The sequence below is a fragment of the Acinetobacter sp. MYb10 genome (genome assembly GCF_002980175.2).
Classification (GTDB): Bacteria; Pseudomonadota; Gammaproteobacteria; order Pseudomonadales; family Moraxellaceae; genus Acinetobacter; species Acinetobacter guillouiae.
On record NZ_CP058272.1, the window covers coordinates 1,439,731 to 1,462,580 of the forward strand.

Genomic DNA, 22,850 nt, shown 5'->3' on the forward strand with positions numbered 1-22,850 from the left:
ATTAGTGCTCCCCTGCCAAAATTTGAATACCTGCAGTGTTAACTCCACCTTGGCGTACATCTAAATCAACTGTATTTAAGACGTTATTGGTTTCAGGCAAATAACGAGGTCGTTTGAATTGTATGGCTTGTAAATACGCTACAGGGGTTAACAGATAAATATCAGCTGTGGTCACAGCGGTGGTATCCACAAGTTTGTAGTTTTGAGCATCTAAGCCACCTAGACTTAAACCTGTAATCGATACATTTTTTGCTTGCCCTGTGGTCGCACTGTCAAATTGTCCTGTTGCTGTTGCAACGTTTAAATTGTCCCCAGCGTAGATGCCGTTGAATTGTGCGTTGCTGAGATTAAGCTCAGCGGCAGTTAACCCATTATAAGTACGATTGTTGGCCGTAATTCCAGCGATGTTTTGAATATTGGCTTGGCGAATATCTGCCGTAGTTTGTGCAGTGTTATTCACCAACTCGTAGTTGTGTGCATCTGCACCACTTAAACTGACACCCTGAATCGAGACTTGTTTTGCTATACCCACATTTTTATCACTGAATTGTCCAGTTGCTGAAGCAACTTTCAATTCATCGCCTGCAACCATACCGAGGAATTGTGCTGATCCAGTATTTAATGTTGCGTTGGTGGTTGCATCATAAATACGATTATTGGCGCTAATGCCTGTCACTTGGTTAATTTTAGCTTTGGCGATATCTAATGAACCATCCACAAAGCTTAGCTCGTAGTTCTTGTCTAGACCCGTTGCGGTATTGGTGTATTGACCAGCATCTTTAGCGGTAACTGTTGCTGAAACGCCAGATAGTACAGATTCAGTTTCACCATTGACCAAACCTGTTGCAGTAAAGCCAGCAGCAGTTTGATCTTTACCATTATAAATAGTTGATACGCTATTGGCAGTTACGGTGGCTTTAGCTTTGGCGATATCTAAAGCCCCATCAACAAAGCTTAAATCATAATTCTTATCTAGACCTGTTGCGGTGTTAACATATTTGCCTGCATATTTAGCAGTCACCGTTGCACTGACACCTGAGAGTACTGATTCAGTTTCGCCATTGACCAAACCTGTCGCACTAAAGCCAGCAGCTGTTTGACCTTTACCGTTATAGGTGGTTGATACACTATTGGCAGTTACAGTGGCTTTCGCTTTAGCAATATCTAATGAGCCATCAACAAAACTTAACTCGTAGTTCTTGTCTAGACCCGTTGCAGTATTGGTGTATTTGCCAGCATCTTTGCCGGTAACCGTTGCACTGACACCAGAGAGTACTGATTCATTTTCACCACTCACCAAACCTGTCGCACTAAAGCCAGCAGCAGTTTGATTTTTACCATTATAGGTGGTTGATACGCTATTGGCAGTCACAGTCGCCTTAGCTTTCGCAATATCCAAAGAGCCATCAATAAGCGTCAGATCATAGTTCTTGTCTACACCTGTTACTGTGTTGGTGTATTTGCCTGCATCTTTGCCTGTGACAGTTGCCGAAACACCTGACAATACACTTGTAGTTTCGCCATTGACCAAACCAGTCGCACTAAAACCAGCAGCCGTTTGGTCTTTACCGTTATAGGTAGTTGATACGCTATTGGCAGTTACAGTGGCTTTTGCTTTGGCGATATCCAAAGAGCCATCAACAAAGCTTAGCTCATAGTTTTTATCTAGACCTGTTGCGGTATTAGTGTATTTGCCAGCATCTTTAGCAGTCACCGTTGCACTGACACCTGAGAGTACTGAATCCGTTTCACCATTCACCAAACCTGTTGCAGTAAAGCCAGCAGCCGTTTGATCTTTACCATTATAAGTAGTTGATATGCTATTGGCGGTTACAGTGGCTTTAGCCTTAGCAATATCCAATGAACCATCAACAAAGCTTAGCTCATAGTTTTTATCTATACCCGTTGCAGTGTTGGTGTATTGACCTGCATCTTTAGCGGTAACGGTTGCACTGACACCTGAGAGTACTGATTCAGTTTCACCATTGACCAAACCAGTCGCAGTAAAGCCCGCAGCTGTTTGATCTTTACCGTTATAAGTAGTTGATACACTATTGGCAGTTACAGTGGCTTTAGCCTTAGCAATATCCAATGAGCCATCAACAAAGCTTAGCTCGTAGTTTTTATCTAGACCTGTTGCGGTATTGGTGTATTGGCCTGCATCTTTAGCAGTCACCGTCGCGCTTACACTAGATAGTACGGATTCAGTTTCACCATTGACCAAACCTGTTGCAGTAAAGCCAGCAGCCGTTTGGTCTTTACCGTTATAGGTGGTTGATACACTATTGGCAGTAACAATGGCTTTAGCTTTGGCAATATCTAATGAACCATCAACAAAGCTTAGCTCGTAGTTTTTGTCTAGACCCGTTGCCGTATTGGTATATTGACCTGCATCTTTAGCGGTAACTGTTGCCGAAACACCTGACAATACACTTGTAGTTTCGCCATTCACTAAACCTGTTGCAGTAAAGCCAGCAGCCGTTTGGTCTTTACCGTTATAGGTGGTTGATACACTATTGGCAGTAACAATGGCTTTAGCTTTGGCAATATCTAATGAACCATCAACAAAGCTTAGCTCGTAGTTTTTGTCTAGGCCCGTTGCCGTATTGGTATATTGACCTGCATCTTTAGCGGTAACGGTTGCACTGACACCTGAGAGTACTGATTCAGTTTCACCATTGACCAAACCAGTCGCACTAAAGCCAGCAGCCGTTTGATCTTTACCGTTATAGGTAGTTGATACACTATTGGCAGTAACAATGGCTTTAGCCTTAGCAATATCCAAAGAGCCATCAATAAGCGTTAGATCATAATTCTTGTCTACACCTGTTACTTTGTTGTTGTATTTGCCTGCATCTTTAGCAGTAACTGTAGCAGTTACACCTGAGAGTACTGATTCAGTTTCGCCATTGACCAAACCTACCGCAGTAAAGCCAGCAGCTGTTTGATCTTTACCGTTATAGGTGGTTGATACACTATTGGCGGTTACTGTCGCTTTGGCTTTTGCAATATCCAATGAACCATCAACAAAGCTTAGCTCATAGTTTTTATCTAGACCCGTTGCACTATTGGTGTACTGACCAGCATCTTTAGCCGTAACTGTTGCACTTACACCTGAGAGTACTGATGTATCTTCACCATTGACTAAACCTGTTGCAGTAAAACCAACAGCCGTTTGATCTTTACCGTTATAGGTGGTTGATACACTATTGGCTGTTACTGTTGCTTTAGCTTTGGCGATATCCAAAGAGCCATTAACAAAACTGAGCTCATAGTTCTTATCTATACCTGTGGCTGTATTAGCATAACTACCAGCATCTTTACCTGTGACAGTTGCCGAAACATCTGACAATACAGTTGTAGTTTCGCCATTGACCAAGCCTGTTGCACTAAAGCCAGCAGCTGTTTGATCTTTACCATTATAAGTAGTTGATATGCTATTGGCGGTTACAGTGGCTTTAGCCTTAGCAATATCCAAAGAGCCATCAATAAGCGTTAGATCATAGTTCTTGTCTACACCTGTTACTATGTTGTTGTATTTGCCTGCATCTTTAGCAGTAACTGTTGCAGTTACGTCTGATAGTACTGATTCAGTTTCACCATTAACTAAGCCTGTTGCAGTAAAGCCAGCAGCAGTTTGATCTTTACCATTATAAATAGTTGATACGCTATTGGCAGTTACGGTGGCTTTAGCTTTGGCGATATCTAAGGAACCATCAACAAAACTTAACTCATAGTTTTTATCTAGACCTGTTGCTGTATTGGTGTATTGACCTGCATCTTTAGCGGTAACTGTTGCACTTACACCTGAGAGTACTGATTCAGTTTCACCATTGACCAAACCTATTGCACTAAAGCCAGCAGCTGTCTGATCTTTACCATTATAGACGGTATTTAAACTATTGGCTGTCACTGTCGCTTTGGCTTTTGCAATATCCAATGAACCATCAACAAAGCTTAGCTCATAGTTTTTATCTAGACCCGTTGCACTATTGGTGTATTGACCTGCATCTTTAGCAGTAACTGTAGCATTTACACCTGAGAGTACGGATTCAGTTTCACCATTGACCAAACCTGTCGCAGTAAAGCCAGCAGCTGTTTGATCTTTACCGTTATAGGTGGTTGATACACTATTGGCGGTTACTGTCGCTTTGGCTTTTGCAATATCCAATGAACCATCAACAAAGCTTAGCTCATAGTTTTTATCTAGACCCGTTGCGGTATTAGTGTATTGACCTGCATCTTTAGCGGTAACTGTTGCTGAAACGCCAGATAGTACAGATTCAGTTTCACCATTGACCAAACCTGTTGCAGTAAAGCCAGCAGCAGTTTGATCTTTACCATTATAAATAGTTGATACGCTATTGGCAGTTACGGTGGCTTTAGCTTTGGCGATATCTAAAGCCCCATCAACAAAGCTTAAATCATAATTCTTATCTAGACCTGTTGCGGTATTGGTGTATTGACCTGCATCTTTAGCAGTAACTGTAGCATTTACACCTGAGAGTACGGATTCAGTTTCACCATTGACCAAACCTGTCGCAGTAAAGCCAGCAGCTGTTTGATCTTTACCGTTATAGGTGGTTGATACGCTATTGGCTGTAACAGTGGCTTTCGCTTTGGCAATATCTAACGAGCCATCAACAAAACTTAACTCGTAGTTTTTATCTAGACCTGTTGCGGTATTGGTGTATTGGCCTGCATCTTTACCTGTGACAGTTGCAGAAACACCTGACAATACACTTGTAGTTTCACCATTGACTAAACCTATAGCACTAAAGCCAGCAGCCGTTTGATCTTTGCCATTGTAGGTGGTTGATATGCTATTGGCGGTTACAGTAGCTTTAGCCTTAGCAATATCGAAAGAGCCATCAATAAAACTAAGATCATAGTTCTTGTCTAGACCTGTTGCGGTATTGGTGTATTTGCCTGCATCTTTAGCAGTCACTGTTGCAGTTACGCCTGACAATACTGATTCAGTTTCACCATTGACCAAGCCTGTTGCAGTAAAACCAGCAGCCGTTTGGTCTTTACCGTTATAAACCGTATTTAAACTATTGGCGGTTACAGTTGCTTTGGCTTTAGCGATATCTAAGGAACCATCAACAAAGCTAAGCTCATAGTTTTTATCTAGACCTGTTGCAGTATTGGTGTATTGACCTGCATCTTTAGCAGTCACCGTTGCAGTTACACCTGATAGTACTGATTCTGTTTCGCCATTGACTAAACCTGTCGCACTAAAGCCAGCAGCAGTTTGATCTTTACCATTATAAGTAGTTGATACACTATTGGCGGTTACAGTGGCTTTGGCTTTGGCAATATCCAATGAACCATCAACAAAACTAAGATCATAGTTCTTGTCGAGACCTGTTGCACTATTGGTATATTTGCCAGCATCTTTAGCAGTCACCGTTGCAGTTACACCTGATAATACAGATTCAGTTTCACCATTGACCAAACCTGTTGTACTAAAGCCAGTAGCTGTTTGATCTTTGCCATTGTAGGTGGTTGATATGCTATTGGCGGTTACGGTGGCTTTCGCTTTGGCGATATCCAAAGAACCATCAACAAAACTTAACTCATAATTCTTGTCTAGACCCGTTGCGGTATTGATGTATTTGCCAGCATCTTTAGCAGTCACCGTTGCACTTACACCTGAGAGTACAGATTCAGTTTCACCATTGACCAAACCTATTGCACTAAAGCCAGCAGCTGTCTGATCTTTACCGTTATAGACGGTATTTAAACTATTGGCTGTCACAGTGGCTTTAGCTTTCGCAATATCTAATGAGCCATCGATAAGCGTCAGATCATAGTTCTTGTCTACACCTATTACTGTGTTGTTGTATTTGCCTGCATCTTTAGCAGTCACCGTTGCAGTTACACCTGATAGTACTGATTCTGTTTCGCCATTGACCAAACCTGTCGCAGTAAAGCCAGCAGCTGTTTGATCTTTACCGTTATAGGTGGTTGATACACTATTGGCTGTTACAGTGGCTTTAGCTTTCGCAATATCCAAAGAGCCATCAATAAGCGTTAGATCATAGTTCTTGTCTATACCTGTTACTGTGTTGGTGTATTTGCCTGCATCTTTAGCAGTCACCGTTGATGAAACACCTGATAATACTGATTCTGTTTCACCATTGACTAAGCCTTTCGCATTAAAGCCAGCAGCCGTTTGATCTTTACCATTATAGGTGGTTGATACGCTATTTGCAGTCACGGTTGCTTTGGCTTTGGCGATATCCAAAGAGCCATCAACAAAGCTTAGCTCATAGTTCTTGTCTATACCTGTGGCGGTATTGGTGTACTGACCTGCATCTTTACCTGTGACAGTTGCAGAAACACCTGACAATACTGTTGTAGTTTCGCCATTGACCAAGCCTGTTGCACTAAAGCCAGCAGCTGTTTGATCTTTACCGTTATAGGTCGTTGTTACACTATTGGCTGTTACTGTCGCTTTAGCTTTGGCGATATCCAAAGAGCCATTAACAAAACTTAGCTCATAGTTCTTATCTGTACCTGTGGCTGTATTGGCATAACTACCAGCATCTTTACCTGTGACAGTTGCCGAAACACCTGACAATACAGTTGTAGTTTCGCCATTGACCAAGCCTGTTGCACTAAAGCCAACAGCCGTTTGATCTTTACCGTTATAGGTGGTTGATACGCTATTGGCGGTTACGGTGGCTTTCGCTTTCGCAATATCTAATGAGCCATCAATAAGTGTCAAATCATAGTTCTTATCTACGCCTGTTACTGTGTTGGTGTATTTGCCTGCATCTTTGCCTGTGACAGTTGCCGAAACACCTGACAATACAGATTCAGTTTCACCATTGACCAAGCCTGTTGCACTAAAGCCAGCAGCCGTTTGATCTTTACCGTTATAGACTGTATTTAAACTATTGGCCGTTACAATGGCTTGTGCTTTGTGAATTGTGGCACTTAAACCTATAGGCTGACTAAAAGTATAATTTCCTGCATCCGCACCTGTTAAGTTATAGCCTGTTACGATCACAGACCGGATTCCTGCATTCTTATCTGTAAATGTGCCTATACCACTACCAGTCAATCCAACAAAATCTCCAGCAAATGGATTGATTGAAGCAGTACCATTTAAGGTCGCATTGAACAAGCCATCATACGTTTTATCTGCAACACTTATTCCATTAATGGTTAAAACTGCAGGCGTTATACTGGCTTTAAGATTTGTCGGCTGTAGCAAGTTGTAATTTAAAGCATCTGTTCCAGTCAGCGTATAACCCGACACAATCACATTTTTATTATTCCCCACATTTTTATCAGTAAATGATCCAAATCCAATACCCGAAAGTGTCACTGAATCACCTGACAGCACTGTCACTCCAGCAGTACCCGATAATGTTGCTACTTTTGATGTATCATAGACTTTGTCAGCAACGCTCAAGCCATTAATATTTAAATCTCTTTTTGCTATTGTTAATGAGCCCGAACCACCATTTTCTTTATAAATTACATCATCACCAAACTGAGTTGTATTAGCCGCGATTGGAACACCACTAATCAGGATTGAGCCATCATTTAAACTATAAATCCCTGCATTTTTACTGGTTGTTTTATAATTCAGCCCTGAAGCCAGCGTTCCAGAAGCTATCGATCCATCATAAATTTTGTCAGAAAAATTAGCGACAATTTCTGTGACCAAGGGCTTTAGGAAATGACGTAGTAATGGCGCAGATCGTCCTTCATAAATACGCCAAACTTTTCCTGTACCACCTGCATCATCAATATCCCAACCTGCAAAAGTAGAAATTTGCTGAAGTTCTGTTGTGGTTTTTCCTACACCACCCCCACTGCTTGTTCTTCCAGAAGTACTGGTGTTCCAGAAACTATTTGTGGTTGTACCGTTACCACCACCAACAAGACCACCAACATACTGCCCACCAGTTACACTTCCTGAAGAATAATTTTTGTCAACACTACCGCCATTGAACCCAACCAACCCTCCAACATACTGACTTCCAATAACAGTACCTGTTGCATAAGAGTTGTTAATTTGTCCTGATATTCCACCAACTAAACCACCAATATAATTATTTCCTGTCACCGCGCCTGTTGCAAAAGAAGAACTTACAACACCATCACTATAACCAACCAGACCGCCAATATAATTATTATTCGAATATTTTCCTTTTACAGTTACATTTGCATAAGAGTTTAAGATATTTCCTGAATTATAGTTCCAGCCCACCAATCCGCCATATTGCTCGGTATTACCTGTGACTAAGCCTGCATTGACATAAACATTATTAATCGTGCCAAGATTAATCCCCACGATCCCGCCTGTTTTCCCATAACCTGAATAACTTATATTATTCAGTCCAACATTTTGTATAAGTGCATCCTGATTCGTAATCGCAAACAGTCCAATCCCCTGATACATTGACTCAATACTTAATCCACTAATCGCATGACCTAATCCATCAAACCGTCCACGAAAAGCCTGCTGTGATAGATCCATTGGACTTAAATTTGCATTATAAAAACCAATTGGGTCGAATCCTGTATAACCATTCCACTGCCATGTACTGCTGGCATCGATGTCTGCACCCAACACATAATTACCACTCAGGTTACCGTTGATCCCTTGTAAATCTTGACTTGTAGTCGAACCCTGTGCGCCCAAAGCCGTAATGACTTGATAGTTAATAGTAGCAGCCGTGCCTTTTTTGGTACTAAAGTTCTGCCCAGCCTTTAAGTTTATTTTTGCGCCATTGTTAATATAATAATTTGCGCTGGAATTGGCCGTGTTTTGTCCATAAATCAAATTAAGTTTGCCACTGTTATTGGTCGATGTGATGTTGGCATTAATGTTGATGTCATTTTGTGCATTTAAAGTCAGGCTGTTCGCACTCCCCCAAGTCACATCAGCATTAACATTGATATCACCCTTTTGGTTACCCGTAGTGATGGTTAGCAATATGACATTACTGGTTGCAAGAATGCTTGCTAAAGTGGTTGCGCCTATGCCGCTACCGCTTGCTGATGCATTACCCGAATTAATACTGAAATCGGTAGGGTCGATCAACCAGTTTCCGATTTTCCCGCCCTCAGAATGAGAGGACACCACCGTACTATTCTCAATCTTTACTTGAGCTGCGGAGGTTTCAATAAACCCACCATCTTGACCATTTTTCCCTTCAGCTTTAAGCAGACCACTGACATTTGTTTCACCATTTTGCATATCACCTAACAAAATGATTTCACCTTTGGCATTTTGACTTAGCCGATTAGCTTCAATAATCCCACTATGATTGACCACGGCTTTACTTAAACTGTCTTTGGCTTTTGCAGTTAAATATACAGCCCCATTATCGGCAAGGATTGCACCGCCATTGTCCACCAAGCCTTTTAATACCCCTTGATCAACTTGGTACTGGGTGAGTGAACCATCCTGTAAAGCAAGAGTGACTTGACTGGCAGCAGTGAGATGGGTAACTCCGTTTGGTGTCACAATAGAGCCGGTATTTTTAACATTGGGCGCAATCAGCGCAACCGTTCCACCTGATAAAGTTTGAATAGTACCGTTATTTTCTATCGTTGCTGTGCTATTGGCATTGGCTTTTAAAGTATATTTGCCATTTTGAATATCCGCATCGTTCAAACTTAAAGTTGAAGCAACCAAACCACCAACATTCACTTGAGCCGTCTTAGAAAAAACCACACCATTTGGATTGAGTAAAAACACCTGCCCATTGGCATTTAAACGCCCCATAATCTGCGATGCATTGCTATCCAAAACCCGATTAATGGCTATAGATGACTGGTTTTGCTGATTAAAATTAACCGTGGCATCTTTACCAATATTAAAAGTATTCCAGTTGGTCGAAAGATTTTGACTATTCTGATGAATATTTAAAACGTTGCCATTTTGGGAAATATTGGCTGAACCTTGAGTGATATTGGCGCCTGTAGGCAGTTCCGTATTAGAAATTGCGGCATAAATCGATAATGGCAATAAAGCTAGCCCCCAAAAAGCCAATCGGATTAAATTTATCCCAGATACTTTTTGAACAGTGCCCGTCAGCGCGTTTTTATGATCCACAGTATTTTGTGAAGTGCTATGATTTTTTGCCAATTCTGAAACAGCTTGCCAGCACCTAAGTTGTGAATTCCAAATAACTTTATAAATTTTGTTCATGACAATCCCCAAATCTAGTTTTTGATCAAATATCAATCATTAGATCAAATGGGGAAATATAGAGATATACCTGAAATTAGGTATTTTATATGTATAAGTTCACGTTTTAGATAAAAATATAAACGCTGAATAAAATTATTCAGCGTTTATTTGAAAGCCTTATGCATCAATTTTAAGCTAAACCAGCGCTATAAAATCTGGTTTCCATAAAAAGCACCCGTAGGTGCTTATCTGGTTATTTTCAATCAAAAGGTCAGTAATTGTGGATCAAACAAGTCTTTGATCAGATCAGATTGCAATACAGGTATATCTTGCGCTGATAGATTTTCGGCTTTATTGAAAGCGACCAATTCAGTATTTTTAGCATCATCGACAACGGATGTAGCACTTTGATCAATTGTTCGAGCAAGCACATCATCAATCTGATTTGCAGTTAAATCATTGACTGAAGCCTTTGCTAACAATTCATCGACTGAAATGGTCGTGCTTCCATGAGAATCCGTATTGCCTGTCTTGGTATTCTCAAGCACATCTTGCAGTACAGTGGTTATGCTTGTACTGAGAATAGCTGAGCTGCCAGCTATAGGCGTATGATCTAAATATGAAACATTTGAATTGAGCAGCGAAAATTGATTTTCTATTGGTGTCGATTGCCCTAATACTTGAGCGCTACTTTCTGGCTCAGAATTTAAAACACCTGACCCAATCGCATCAGCACTTTTAACTGAATCAATATTCGAATTAGCTAAATCAGCATGAAAAGCCAAGGCTTCATCAAAAACTGCCATTTTTGCGGCGATTTCGACTACAGTAAATGTTCGAGCATCACTCACTAAACTGGTATTCCCTGCTTTATCCGTTTGTACAGTAGTAATACTGTGACTCCCCAGAGTTAAATCATAAGTAAAATTAAATGACCATTTACTATCTGCACCGACTGTGACCTTTCCAATTGCCTGATTATTATCATAAATAATCAAAGTTGCCCCAGCTTCTCCGGTTCCTGAAATCACAGGGCGCTTGTCATCTGTCGTCCCATTTGCAGCAACAGAACCTACAGTTGTCCCCACATCATCAACCACATCTGTGATTTTTGGACTTGCAGGCGCGGTTACATCTTTGGTACCTGTTACAGAGCTAAGCACTGACTGATTTCCAGCTGCATCTGTTGCATATACACTGCCAACTTTTGCTTCAGTCAATGCTGTTGAAAGCGTGACAGAATAATTTCCGTTTGCATCCGTTGTTGCTGTGCCTAATAATTTATTTGCACTGTCATAGACTGAAATTTTAGAGTTTGCTTCAGCGGTACCCGTGATCACAGTACCTTCAGCATTTAAATTGGCCACGGGTTTATCTGGTGCTAAAACATCTTGTCCTGCTTTAATTTCTACAGCACTCGACTTATTTCCTGCAGCATCTTCAATAATAATTTTGCCAGTCTTGCTTGTATCTAAAGCAGGAAAAATAGTGATATTGAATTTACCATTGGCGTCTACAGTACCCGTTGCAATCACCGCACCTGTTGAGTCTTGAATAATCACTTTAGCATTTGCTTCTGCTGTTCCGTGTATTGAGGTCCCCTCTTTAGACACCTCAAACTTGGGTTGATCAGGTGCGATAGTATCTTTACCCACTTCAATATTATGTTTTTCTGATTTATTTCCAGATGCATCAATTGCTTCGACTGTACCGATCTGGCCTGCGGTTAAAGCAGGAGAAATGGCAACAGAAAATTGTCCCTGCGCATTGGCTTTTGCAGTACCAATCAGTTGACCTGCTGAGTCATACACATTAATTGTGGCATTCGCTTCTGCTTTACCAGTAACAATATTTCCTTGCTCATTTAACTGCCCTTGAGGCTCATTGGGTGCAATGGTATCTTTCGTGCCAACAACCGAGGTATATGTTGAGGCATTTCCAGCTTTGTCTTTTGCATTGATATAATAAGTATTGTTGTTTAGCAAAGCCTCTGGCAATGTCAAAGAATAATTTCCATCTTTATCGACCACTGCTGTGGCAATCACTTTCTGGTTTTTATCAATCACATAAATAGTCGCACCCGCTTCAGCGGTACCCTTAATTTCAGTCCCCTCTGCATTCAATGTTGCAGTCGGTGTTTTGGGTGCAATAATGTCAGTAACACCCTTTGATTGATTACCTCCACCATCATCAATCAATGCCAAACCTAAACCAATTGCAGAAACAAGACCGACACCTGCTTTCACTGCACTTGAAGAAAATAGATTTGAAAATGAAAACTCAGGGGTTGAATCTTCATAGGCAGAGACTTGTTGAACAGCCGCAGTATTGGCGCCCTCATAGAGTAAAGTGTCGAGTTTTTGCAAACCGCTATAGTCTGTAAATTTTCCATTGGCATCAAAGTGAGCAAGTGAGAAACTTCCATCCGCTTTGGGGAAAGTTAAAGAATGCATTGTCGTTGAATTGGCTTGAAAAAAGCCCTCTAAAACAATTTGCTCACCATTGTTTAAACTAATAATCAGCTTATCGCCTAATCGCTCTAGTGTTTTCACATCTTGTTGTGTGACACCAATTTGAATAATAGCGGGTTTATCTAAACTGACCGTTTTTGCTTGAGAATCCTGTAGTAATATTTTGTCTTGTTTTGCAGCGACGACTATTCTTGTCATTTATACCTTCTATTGATTTAAAGTGTATTTTTTTAAAATTATACAGAAGGTATTTATATATACAAATGACTTAAACTGATTTCTGAATTATTTATAAAAATATAAAATTCAGATACTTAAAAATAAGTAAGATAGCGCACAAAATCTTATTTAAACAATAAATATCCAGCATTCTTGTTGTTCACATATAACTTCACTCTTTAACAAAGCGCTTGAGCAAATTGTGGGGCATCATCCAAAATTTCAAACCAAGCAGCTTTGTTATCAGTAAACGCATGTGAAACAATCTTGCCTTGAACAGGCTCATTTACAATGCCTACACGTAATCTCACGACCTCAGGTAGGTCTAAACGCGCACTAAATAATGGGGATGCACATCTTTTACAAAACGTTCGCTTTTTATTTTCAGTGGCATAATATTCTTGAAACAATGCCTGTCCTTGAACAATCTCTAAATCTTTAGTCTGGATAGGAGCAATCGCCACAAATGCTGAACCTTGGGCTTTTTGACATTGCTGACAATGACAGACAAATATTTGAGGAATTTCACTATGAATTCTCAGTTGAATACCACCACAAAGGCATGAAGCTGTATACATTTTTATTCCTCTATATTGTGAGTAAACTCATTTTATCGATCAATTGTAACGCTTATAACTTATAAATAATCAAATGGATAACGTGAAAAAAGTTCAGGATGGATACGATTCACGGTATCTTGAAATTGCTCCAACTCCACCTTAGATAATGGATTTTTATCCAAGTGTTGTTCCAGCGCTTGCAGAAGTAAAGCAAATTGTAAAAATTGAAAAAAGTTGATTTGCATCGACTGAAACTGATCGCGTTTTAAATTCTCATCTAAGTCCATACCTAAATCATGATCATAGAATAAAATATCAAAACTATTCCGATCTAAAAACCATTCATCACCTTGACCTGTACGACCAATTTTCCATAGTTGTTGGGATAAATTTTCCACATGCTCTGCGAAATACTGGTTTTCCTTTATCGTAGTTTCATAGCCAAATAAATCAATATCAGGGGTAATTTCAGTATCGCTACACTGTCCTAAAAATTCGAGATAATAAGGATCTTGAAGAAAAGTCACAGTACTTTGAATGGGTTGAGTTCGCGGATTAAAGAGCTTAAGTATCTGTTTAAAATTGGTTTGCAGTTCAAACATTATACGATCTCAAAGGTTGTTTTTTTGTTCTAAGGTTTTTGTTCTAGGTTTTTTGTTCCAAGTCATGTGTTCGATAGGACTTTAACGCCTCAATTTCAGTATAAATGCTCGCTTGTAATTGATCACGAAATACAATCATATCATCCATGTTTTCTATCTGGTCAATAGATAACCGTGGCATAAATTTAAAATAAAAAGGGATTCGCTTTGGAATAATATGCTTCGGAATCGAAGGAATAACTTCACCTTGTCTAAGCAATGAACCTATTTTGGGATTTGATAATATTTTATTAAACCACTTTTGTTTAAGCAGCACGTTTACATCAAAAGCCAAATCAAAAACTTCATCACCACCTAAAGCCACAAAAGGAGCAATGTCATAACCAAATTCCTGAGCCAACTTTAAGAAACCAAAGCGTTGCTTCCAGATCAGTTGATAGGCTTCACCTTTACGTTTAATGACTTCTCGACCGCCCCCTGGAAAAACCAGAATCGAATAACCTTGTCGCATCGCTTCTTTGGCATATTCTTGTACACCATCAACCCCACCGACACGTTTAACCACTTCTTTCCAAATCGGAATATGAAAATGCATATGATCAGCTAAACTGACCACTGCGATTTTATGTTCTGTAAATAAATAATCAATCAGAATCGGAGAATCTAAAATACCATAGATGGTGTGATTACCGACATACATGGCTGGTTTATTCGGCACTAAATTTTCAGTCCCTAAAAATGTTGGACGAAAGTAAAAGCGCTGTAAGCTGCTTATTAATCGAATCAATTTAGCGTTGTGTCGTATTTTCAAGGTTTTTTCAGTCATGCTGTATCTCTACAAATACTTTTCAACATTATTTGATCTTGGCCTTAAGCGTATGACCCCTTCTTTTTCAAGGAAGAGCTTTACACAAATAAAATAACTTAAATCCTCGACAATCTCCCCCCTTTTTTTCAAAGTAGCTGAACTGCGCTTTTCGCGGCACAAGGAGGGAGATTTTATAAAATTATGATTTAAGCAACATGCTTTTGCACAAGGATTGAACCCACAGAATAACCTGCACCAAATGAACACAGCACACCATATTCGCCATCATTCACCTGATCCGCACTACGATGTAATGCAATGATCACACCTGCTGAAGACGTATTGGCAAACTCATCTAAAATGATTGGTACCAAATCAGGATCCGCTTCTGCAACTTCTTTGCCGACAATGAGTTTTAAAATTAATTCATTCATATTGGCATTGGCTTGATGCAACCAAAAACGTTTTACATTTTCAGGTTGAATACTGTTCTTTTCCAATTGTGTAGAAATAATTTTCGCAACCAATGGACACACTTCTTTAAATACTTTGCGGCCATCTTGACGGAATTGCTTATCATCACGAGAAGTTAATTCTGAACCATTTAAGAAACCAAAATTATTTCGGATGTTATTGGAGAATTGGGTAAACAAATGGGTATCTACGATTTCAAACCCTGTTTTGCTGTCCGTTTCTTCAATAATTGAAGCTGTTGCAACATCACCAAAAATAAAGTGACAGTCACGTGAACGATAGTCAGTATGACCCGAGGTAATTTCTACATTAACCAATAGCACACGACGTGCACCCGTTTTTACAGCATCGTAGGCTTGTTTTAAACCAAATGTAGCAGCTGAACACGCCACATTCATGTCATAGGCATAGCCCTGAATACCCAATGCCGTTTGAATTTCAATTGCAACAGCAGGATAAGCACGTTGTAAATTTGAACAAGCCAAAATCACCACATCAATGTCTTCTGCAGTTACGCCTGCATTTTCCATCGCTTGTTTTGCTGCAATTACGCCCCACTCTGCTTGGATTGAAAGCTCTTCATCTGAACGTTCTTCTAAACGGGGACGTAAGCGATTAATGTCTAGGACACCTGATTTTTCAATGACATAACGACGCTTTACGCCTGATGCTTTTTCAATAAATTCTGCACTTGAACCACGACGGGCAACAACTTCACCCGCTTCAATTTTTTCAGCATTTTCACTGTTAAATTGTTCCACATAAGCATTTAAACAATCCACCAATTCTTCATTGGTAATCACTTCTTCAGGATGGTACAAACCTGTACCTGTAATACGGATGCCCATGTAAAACTCCTTTTTTAAATTCACAAATATTTCAAATTATTTCTATTCTAACCGATTCCAAGCTTTTCCCATACTTTTTGTATTCTGGTTGACGAAATCGGCATCTTGGTTTTCATCGGTTGAGAAAATAATGAAATACGTAGTTCCTCAACCATGAAGTAGACTTCTTTAACACGAACATCCGACTTAAACTTAAACAGTTTATCCATCCAAGGATCTACTTCTTTAATTGCAGCATCATCACGATTTAGATTATTCGGCAATCGATCTAAACGCAATAACAATGCTTTTAAATAACGTGGATATTCCTGCCAAATATCGGAAGATTTTGAATAAACAAAATTGGATAAGTTCATTAAATCCAGTTGATCTTCAATATCATTCATATTTTTAGCAAATACGTCTTGATCCAACATCAGCAATTGCTGGCGTATTTCCTGCCATTGAATATAAATTTCACTGATCAGCTTTAATGCTTCCTGACCATGACTTAAAAATGACTTTTTCACATCTGCCATGACTATCGCAAATTCTTCAGCATTAATGGGTAAATCTTGAATTGCCATTTGTAATGTTGCGTACACCAACATTTGCTCAAGTTGTGCTTTATCACCCAAAGGTGAATATGCCAATGCCAGTGGCTTGGAAATTTGCTTTTTCAATTGACGAATCAAATCCCCCAATTGCATATGAATCAAACGAATTACGCCTTCACGATGCTGCTTAATCGCTTCACTTTGATCATTAAAAGTCTGAATCACAATACCAGAGTCATCTTTCAACTCTAACTTAGCAAAGTCTTTGCTTGGGACCAGTGCCTGATATTGTTTAACCACAACCCCTGTCACCTTCTGAGAGGCCTCAAATACAAAGCTTTCAGGGAAAGTAGTAAACTCACCTTTTAACTGTTTGACCGGACTGTGTGTTTCAGTACGACAACGTGCTTTAAGTTCGGCAAGATCACGACCTTTTTCAATCACGCGGCCTTTTTCATCAATTACTTTGATAAATGGAATTAAGTACTGATCAATACGTTCAAAAGAAAAATCTTTACTGGTAATTTGTTCACCACGTAATTGAAATGCCAAAAACTCAAAAATATGCTGATGCAAATGTTGCGCATCGACTGCTTTGATCAATTTATTGGCTGTATCTGGGATCGGCACCAAATTACGACGTTTATCTTTTGGTAAGGCTTTTAATAACGCTTCGATTAAATCCAAACGCCAGCCCGGAATCCCCCAAGACCAAATATTTTCATCAACTTGCGCTAAGGCCTGTACCGGAATTTTTACTGTTGCGCCATCTTCATCATGACTTGGATCAAAACGATAGCTGGCAGCTAAACGTAATTGTCCATTATGTAAATAATCTGGAAATTGTTGCGTGGTTGGACGATCATTCATCCATAAATCATCATCATCAACAAACAGATAACGAGGATTCTGCGGCTCTACTGTTGCTCGCCAATCTTCAAAACTACGACGGCTGGCAATTTCTGTAGGCACTTTTGCGGCATAAAACTGATAAATGGTTTCTTCATCGACGACCAAATCACGACGACGCAGTTTGTCTTCCACACGCTCAACTTCTTTAAGCTTTAATAGGTTGTGTTTTAAGAATGGTGGCGTTGTTCCCAAGTTTCCTGTGGTTAACGCATCTCTTAAGAAAATTTCATGCGCAGCCAACTGATCTACTTTTTCATAATTGGTGGCGCGTTTCGGTTCAATGATCAGCCCAAATAGTGAAATCTGATCATAAGCATTGACCACACCCGGTTTTTTCGCCCAATGTGGCTCAAAATAATGATGTTTTAATAAGTTAGGTGCAGCTAAAAGAATCCATTCAGGCTCAATTTTTGCTAGTGTACGTAAATACACCTGTGAGGTTTCGACCATTTCAAATGCCATTACCCATGGGGTATTGGTTTTATGTAAGGTCGATGCAGGAAAAATTCGGGCTTTTTGCTGACGAACTGCCATGAAAATATTACGTTCGTCAGTTTTATTGGCAATAAAGGACAATAATCCTGTCAATAAAGCACGGTGTAAGTTTTCATAACTGGCTGTCTTTTCATTGAATGAAAGTTTTAAGCCCTGTGCTAAATCCAGTAATTGTTCATACGTTTTCTTCCACTCACGTAAACGTAGCCAGCTAAGAAAATGCTGTTTAGCAAAATTACGTCTTTTGCTTTCACTCAAAGTTTCACGATTTTCAGTCAGTGTATTCCACAGTTTAATATAAAATAGAAAATCTGAATCTGCTTCTTTAAATAATGCATGTTTTTGATCCGCCTGCATTTGCTTATCAGCAGGACGCTCGCGTGGGTCTTGTACTGCAAGCGCAGCAACAATAATCAAAACTTCATTCAGTACTCCAAAATGAGCACCACCGAGAATCATCCGTGCAAGGCGTGGGTCTATTGGCATTTTTGCCATTTGTTGACCAATTTTGGTTAAACTGTTGTTTTGAAGTTCGGCTTTTTTAGTGGCAGGTTGAGCAAGGTTTTTTGCTTTAGCACCAGCTACAGCTCCCTGTTGGGAAACCGCACTTTCACTTTGTGCAGCCGCTTGAGGAAGATTATTTGAATTTTGCACTTCATGGATAGCACCTAATTCAATCAGCAACTTACGCCCATCATTGACCAAACGATGGTCTGGTGGCTCAATAAAATCAAAATCTTCTACAGCACCTAAACCCAGACTTTGCATCTGTAAAATAACCGATGCTAAATTGGTGCGTTTAATTTCGGGTTCAGTAAAATCTGGACGACTTTGAAAATCATCTTCACTGTATAAGCGAATGCAAACACCTGGTGCAATACGACCACATCGCCCTTTACGCTGATTTGCAGCAGCTTGAGAAATCGCTTCAATCGGTAAACGCTGTACCCGTGAACGATAGTTATAGCGAGAAATACGCGCAAAACCACTGTCGATCACATAACGAATATTCGGTACAGTCAACGCTGTTTCAGCGACGTTGGTTGCGATGATAATACGTCGCCCACCACCAGAGGGATTAAAGATTTTCTGCTGTTCGGCCAAAGCTAAACGTGCATATAAAGGTAAAATTTGCGTGTGTTTAGGACCAAATTTTTGTAAGGTCTCTTGTAGTTCTCGAATTTCTTGTTCAGTGCTTGAAAAAATAAGAATATCCGCATGTTCCGGATGCCCCTTAGATTCAGCATCCTTAAAACATTCTTCTACAGCTTGTACCACCGCACGTGGTAAATTTTCTTCAAAATCATCAAAGTCATCATCATCACTGCCTCCGATCGTCATCTCAGAAATCGGACGATAACGCAGTTCTACTGGAAAGCTACGTCCTTCCACTTCAAAAATCGGTGCGCCATTAAAATATTCGCTAAAGCGATTCACATCTAATGTTGCTGAAGTAATAATGATTTTTAAATCAGGACGCTTTTTTACCAGTTGCTTCAGGTAACCCATGATGAAATCAATGTTTAATGAACGTTCATGCGCTTCATCAATAATAATCGTGTCATATTTATTTAAATAACGATCATTAGAAAGTTCAGCAAGAAGAATACCGTCCGTCATTAAGCGAACGATTGAATCGTTTGATCCTTGTTCATTAAAACGCACTTTAAAACTGATGCTTTCACCCAGCTTCTCACCCACTTCTTCAGCAATACGTTGCGATACACTTCGTGCTGCCAGACGTCGAGGCTGAGTATGACCAATCATCCCAGTTAAACCACGACCTGCAAGCATTGCTATCTGTGGTAATTGCGTGGTTTTACCAGAACCCGTTTCCCCTGCAACAATAATAATCTGATGCTTTTGAATCGCTTCAATCAGTTTATCTGCATACTGGGTAACCGGTAGATCCTGATTGAGTTTGATTGTCGGTAGACTGGCTAATCTTTTTTTGACTTGATGGTTTGATTTATCAAACAGTTCTTGGAATTTTTCAGGATGAGCATCTTTTCCTTTTTTCAGTCGATTTAAACGATGGCGATCTCGTACCATAACCCATTGATCGACATTTAACTGATTTGGCACAGATGCATTATCCTAATACTTAAAATTGAACGGAATATTTTACGCTGTAAAGCACAGGAGAGATAGTCCAATCAAAGTGAATTCATGTTTACGTTATATATGTATTATAAAAATAATATTTTAAAGCTGCTAAAGCTCACTCAACTAAGCAACTGTCTGTGGCTGCAAATATTCATATAGACCTAAATCTATTGCTGTATGATCTACATCAACCAGGTAGCTTGAAGTGATTCTTAAGTACAAAACAGCAGCCACCCATATCATTTCCACGCTATACAACATTGAAATGTGATGTAGTTAAAATTCAATTTATCTTATATGAACAAATTCTATACATTGAAATAAATTTTATATCTTTTTTAGAAATCGCCCTTGAAATATAGCCCCAGAAGCATCATGTTTGTAACAGATTAAAAAAGGATGCTTTGTCATTCAAACATCATCTTTATTTGCTTTAGTTGATGAAATACTGACAAAACAACGGTTTTTGGTGAAATGTATCTGGAGCACGCTAATTTGATTTTCCGATCTTAGCGATAAAAAAATACTATTTCCCCAATAATCTAAAATTCATTATTCTAGTTAAATATTAGATAAACACCTCAATCATGGAGATAATGATGAGCTTAATTAATACTGAAGTTAAACCTTTTAAAGCACAAGCTTTCCAAAACGGCCAATTCATCGAAGTTACAGAAGCCGATCTTAAAGGTAAATGGTCTGTAGTTTTCTTCTATCCAGCTGACTTCACTTTTGTTTGCCCAACAGAACTTGGTGACCTTGCTGACAACTATGCTGAATTCAAAAAATTAGGCGTTGAAATCTACTCTGTTTCTACAGATACACACTTCACGCACAAAGCTTGGCACGATTCTTCTGAAGAAATCAAAAAAATTGAATATGTAATGGTTGGCGACCCAACTTGGGTTCTTGCTAAAAACTTCGAAGTTTTAATTGAATCTGCTGGTCTTGCTGATCGTGGTACTTTCGTTATCGATCCTGAAGGTAAAATCCAAATCATCGAAATCAATGCTGGTGGTATTGGTCGTGATGCTTCTGAACTTCTTCGTAAAGTTAAAGCAGCTCAATATGTTCACGGTCATCCTGGCGAAGTTTGCCCAGCTAAATGGAAAGAAGGCGATGCAACTCTTGCTCCTTCAATCGACTTAGTTGGTAAAATCTAATTCTTGAATTAGATTAGGGTCTGTTGACAATTCGTCTATGTTTGCGACAACGTGTGTTTTTTAGGCGATACTAGGCGCGAAATACGAAATTTAGTCATTCTAAATAAGTAGTTCGTAACGACGTAACGGCAAAAAACACGCTAGTCCCGAAGGGTTGTGGCTAAAATTATCTCAGCCTCCGTTATGAAACTCGAAAATAGTCTCGCTATTCTCTTCGTTTCATGCCTTGCCTGCTCAATTTTAACCTACAACGCAAGCCATTTATGAAATATCAACAGACCCTCAACACATAAAAAAACCACGCTTTTTAGCGTGGTTTTTTTGCATTAGATTTTATGTATAGGTTTTTGTGTTTGTAGATTTTTATTTAATGCGACCAAATTGCAATTTCATATCCATCTAAATCTTTAAAATGAAAACGACGTCCACCAGGAAAACTAAAAATCTCTTGTACGATGGTTGCACCCGCCTCTTTCACACACACTAAGCTTTGTTCTAACTGAGCACTAAACAAAACAATTAATGCCCCACCAGAACTTTGCACATCATCAGACTGAGCAAAGCCCCCTTTTATCTCCCCAGAATCAAACTCACAATATTCAGGGCCAAAGTCGGTGAAAGTCCAGCCTAAGTTTTGATAAAACCTTTTACTTTGTTCGACATCTTTCACCATAAATTCAATATAGTTAATGGAAATTTTTTGACGAGCCGCTGACTGATCCATCGATGTTTCTCCTTAAATTTATAAAATATTGTTCTAATAGAAAATATGAGTCAATTGATAATACATTTAAACCACTAAATATAGGATAACAAATAATTATTTTTGCGTTGTTCTGCTCAAATGATCAACTTGCTTGAGTAGCTCAGGAATACGGTATTTCCCGTACGTGGACTGTACATTATGTTTCGCTTGCACTAATTCTATTCCGATGGCAGAGACGTATAATGGCTTAACACTTTGTCCACGTAAAATTTCAAATTCCTTTGGTGTTCCTCTAAATTCATTTTTAGCCACCCCAATCACAGGGGTTTTATCAGCTAAGGCAGCATATAAGTGCTGTCCTAAACCTGCTGTTTGTTCAGTGCCTAAATAGACATAGCCATCAATCACAATCATATCGATGGGTTCTTTCACCAAATCCAATAACGTTAAAATACACGGCAATTCACGTTTATAAAATTGACCTGATTCATAGTCAGCAATTGGTTTGATGGTGATAAGGTAATGATTCAATACAACTGAACTGCCCCAAGACTCAAATACTACACCAGCAACTTGTGCAGAGTTATCTGTATAAGCAACGTCTATTGCAAGAATCATGATCTACCTCTTAATCACTAAAATAAAATACCAATTTTCTCATTTACTGATGATTTTTTAAGTGTTTATCTTGCCCAGAATCTGTAATGTCAAAATATGAATATCTTTAGCAAAATATAAACAGCTTTATTTACAAAACCACTATACATTTCTTCAAGTGAATAGACTAA

At 39.4% G+C, this 22,850-nt stretch carries 10 protein-coding genes; 1 reads left to right on the top strand and 9 read right to left on the bottom strand.

Annotated elements, in window-relative coordinates; all coding sequences use genetic code 11:
* Position 1 precedes the first annotated feature (1 nt).
* The 7 genes from CQZ96_RS06715 to CQZ96_RS06745 form a co-directional block, all read right to left on the bottom strand.
* Entirely contained in the window at positions 2–10,180 is a 10,179-nt protein-coding gene (locus CQZ96_RS06715) for an MBG domain-containing protein (protein WP_178283367.1), read from the bottom strand.
* Between the two features lie 245 nt (positions 10,181–10,425).
* Complete coding sequence (gene blp2 / locus CQZ96_RS06720) at positions 10,426–12,831, bottom strand: Ig-like repeat protein Blp2 (RefSeq protein WP_105714479.1); 2,406 nt, start codon at positions 12,829–12,831, stop codon at positions 10,426–10,428.
* A 200-nt stretch (positions 12,832–13,031) separates the two neighbouring features.
* Entirely contained in the window at positions 13,032–13,430 is a 399-nt protein-coding gene (locus tag CQZ96_RS06725) for a GFA family protein (RefSeq protein WP_056515949.1), read from the bottom strand.
* 59 nt (positions 13,431–13,489) lie between these two features.
* Positions 13,490–14,014, bottom strand: coding sequence for a hypothetical protein (locus CQZ96_RS06730; RefSeq protein ID WP_004721815.1), 525 nt, complete (start codon positions 14,012–14,014; stop codon positions 13,490–13,492).
* A 43-nt stretch (positions 14,015–14,057) separates the two neighbouring features.
* Positions 14,058–14,840 carry a lysophospholipid acyltransferase family protein gene (locus CQZ96_RS06735; RefSeq protein WP_105714480.1) on the bottom strand — a complete coding sequence of 261 codons (783 nt, stop codon included), beginning with the start codon at positions 14,838–14,840 and terminating at the stop codon, positions 14,058–14,060.
* A gap of 188 nt (positions 14,841–15,028) precedes the next feature.
* Positions 15,029–16,144 (bottom strand): beta-ketoacyl-ACP synthase III, encoded by a 1,116-nt coding sequence (locus CQZ96_RS06740; protein ID WP_004721819.1) that lies wholly within the window; start codon positions 16,142–16,144, stop codon positions 15,029–15,031.
* A 47-nt stretch (positions 16,145–16,191) separates the two neighbouring features.
* Complete coding sequence (locus tag CQZ96_RS06745; RefSeq protein ID WP_105714481.1) at positions 16,192–20,172, bottom strand: DUF3418 domain-containing protein; 3,981 nt, start codon at positions 20,170–20,172, stop codon at positions 16,192–16,194.
* A 620-nt stretch (positions 20,173–20,792) separates the two neighbouring features.
* On the opposite strand from CQZ96_RS06745, the gene ahpC reads away from it, so the two are divergent.
* Positions 20,793–21,356, top strand: coding sequence for an alkyl hydroperoxide reductase subunit C (ahpC, locus tag CQZ96_RS06750; RefSeq protein WP_004721823.1), 564 nt, complete (start codon positions 20,793–20,795; stop codon positions 21,354–21,356).
* 367 nt (positions 21,357–21,723) lie between these two features.
* Here ahpC and CQZ96_RS06755 read toward each other — a convergent pair whose 3' ends face one another.
* The gene (locus CQZ96_RS06755) at positions 21,724–22,080 is read right to left on the bottom strand and encodes a VOC family protein (protein ID WP_105714482.1); all 357 of its coding nucleotides are present in this window, start codon (positions 22,078–22,080) and stop codon (positions 21,724–21,726) included.
* Positions 22,081–22,176: 96 nt separating this feature from the next.
* On the bottom strand, positions 22,177–22,680 hold the full coding sequence (locus CQZ96_RS06760; protein ID WP_105714483.1) for an endonuclease V: 504 nt from the start codon (positions 22,678–22,680) through the stop codon (positions 22,177–22,179).
* Positions 22,681–22,850: the final 170 nt, after the last annotated feature.

Excerpts from the sequence above, each read along its gene's own strand:
- CQZ96_RS06715 (WP_178283367.1), bottom strand. The coding sequence starts at position 10,180 with ATGAACAAAATTTATAAAGTTATTTGGAATTCACAACTTAGGTGCTGG.
- blp2 (WP_105714479.1), bottom strand. The coding sequence starts at position 12,831 with ATGACAAGAATAGTCGTCGCTGCAAAACAAGACAAAATATTACTACAG.
- CQZ96_RS06725 (WP_056515949.1), bottom strand. The coding sequence starts at position 13,430 with ATGTATACAGCTTCATGCCTTTGTGGTGGTATTCAACTGAGAATTCAT.
- CQZ96_RS06730 (WP_004721815.1), bottom strand. The coding sequence starts at position 14,014 with ATGTTTGAACTGCAAACCAATTTTAAACAGATACTTAAGCTCTTTAAT.
- CQZ96_RS06735 (WP_105714480.1), bottom strand. The coding sequence starts at position 14,840 with ATGACTGAAAAAACCTTGAAAATACGACACAACGCTAAATTGATTCGA.
- CQZ96_RS06740 (WP_004721819.1), bottom strand. The coding sequence starts at position 16,144 with ATGGGCATCCGTATTACAGGTACAGGTTTGTACCATCCTGAAGAAGTG.
- ahpC (WP_004721823.1), top strand. The coding sequence starts at position 20,793 with ATGAGCTTAATTAATACTGAAGTTAAACCTTTTAAAGCACAAGCTTTC.
- CQZ96_RS06755 (WP_105714482.1), bottom strand. The coding sequence starts at position 22,080 with ATGGATCAGTCAGCGGCTCGTCAAAAAATTTCCATTAACTATATTGAA.
- CQZ96_RS06760 (WP_105714483.1), bottom strand. The coding sequence starts at position 22,680 with ATGATTCTTGCAATAGACGTTGCTTATACAGATAACTCTGCACAAGTT.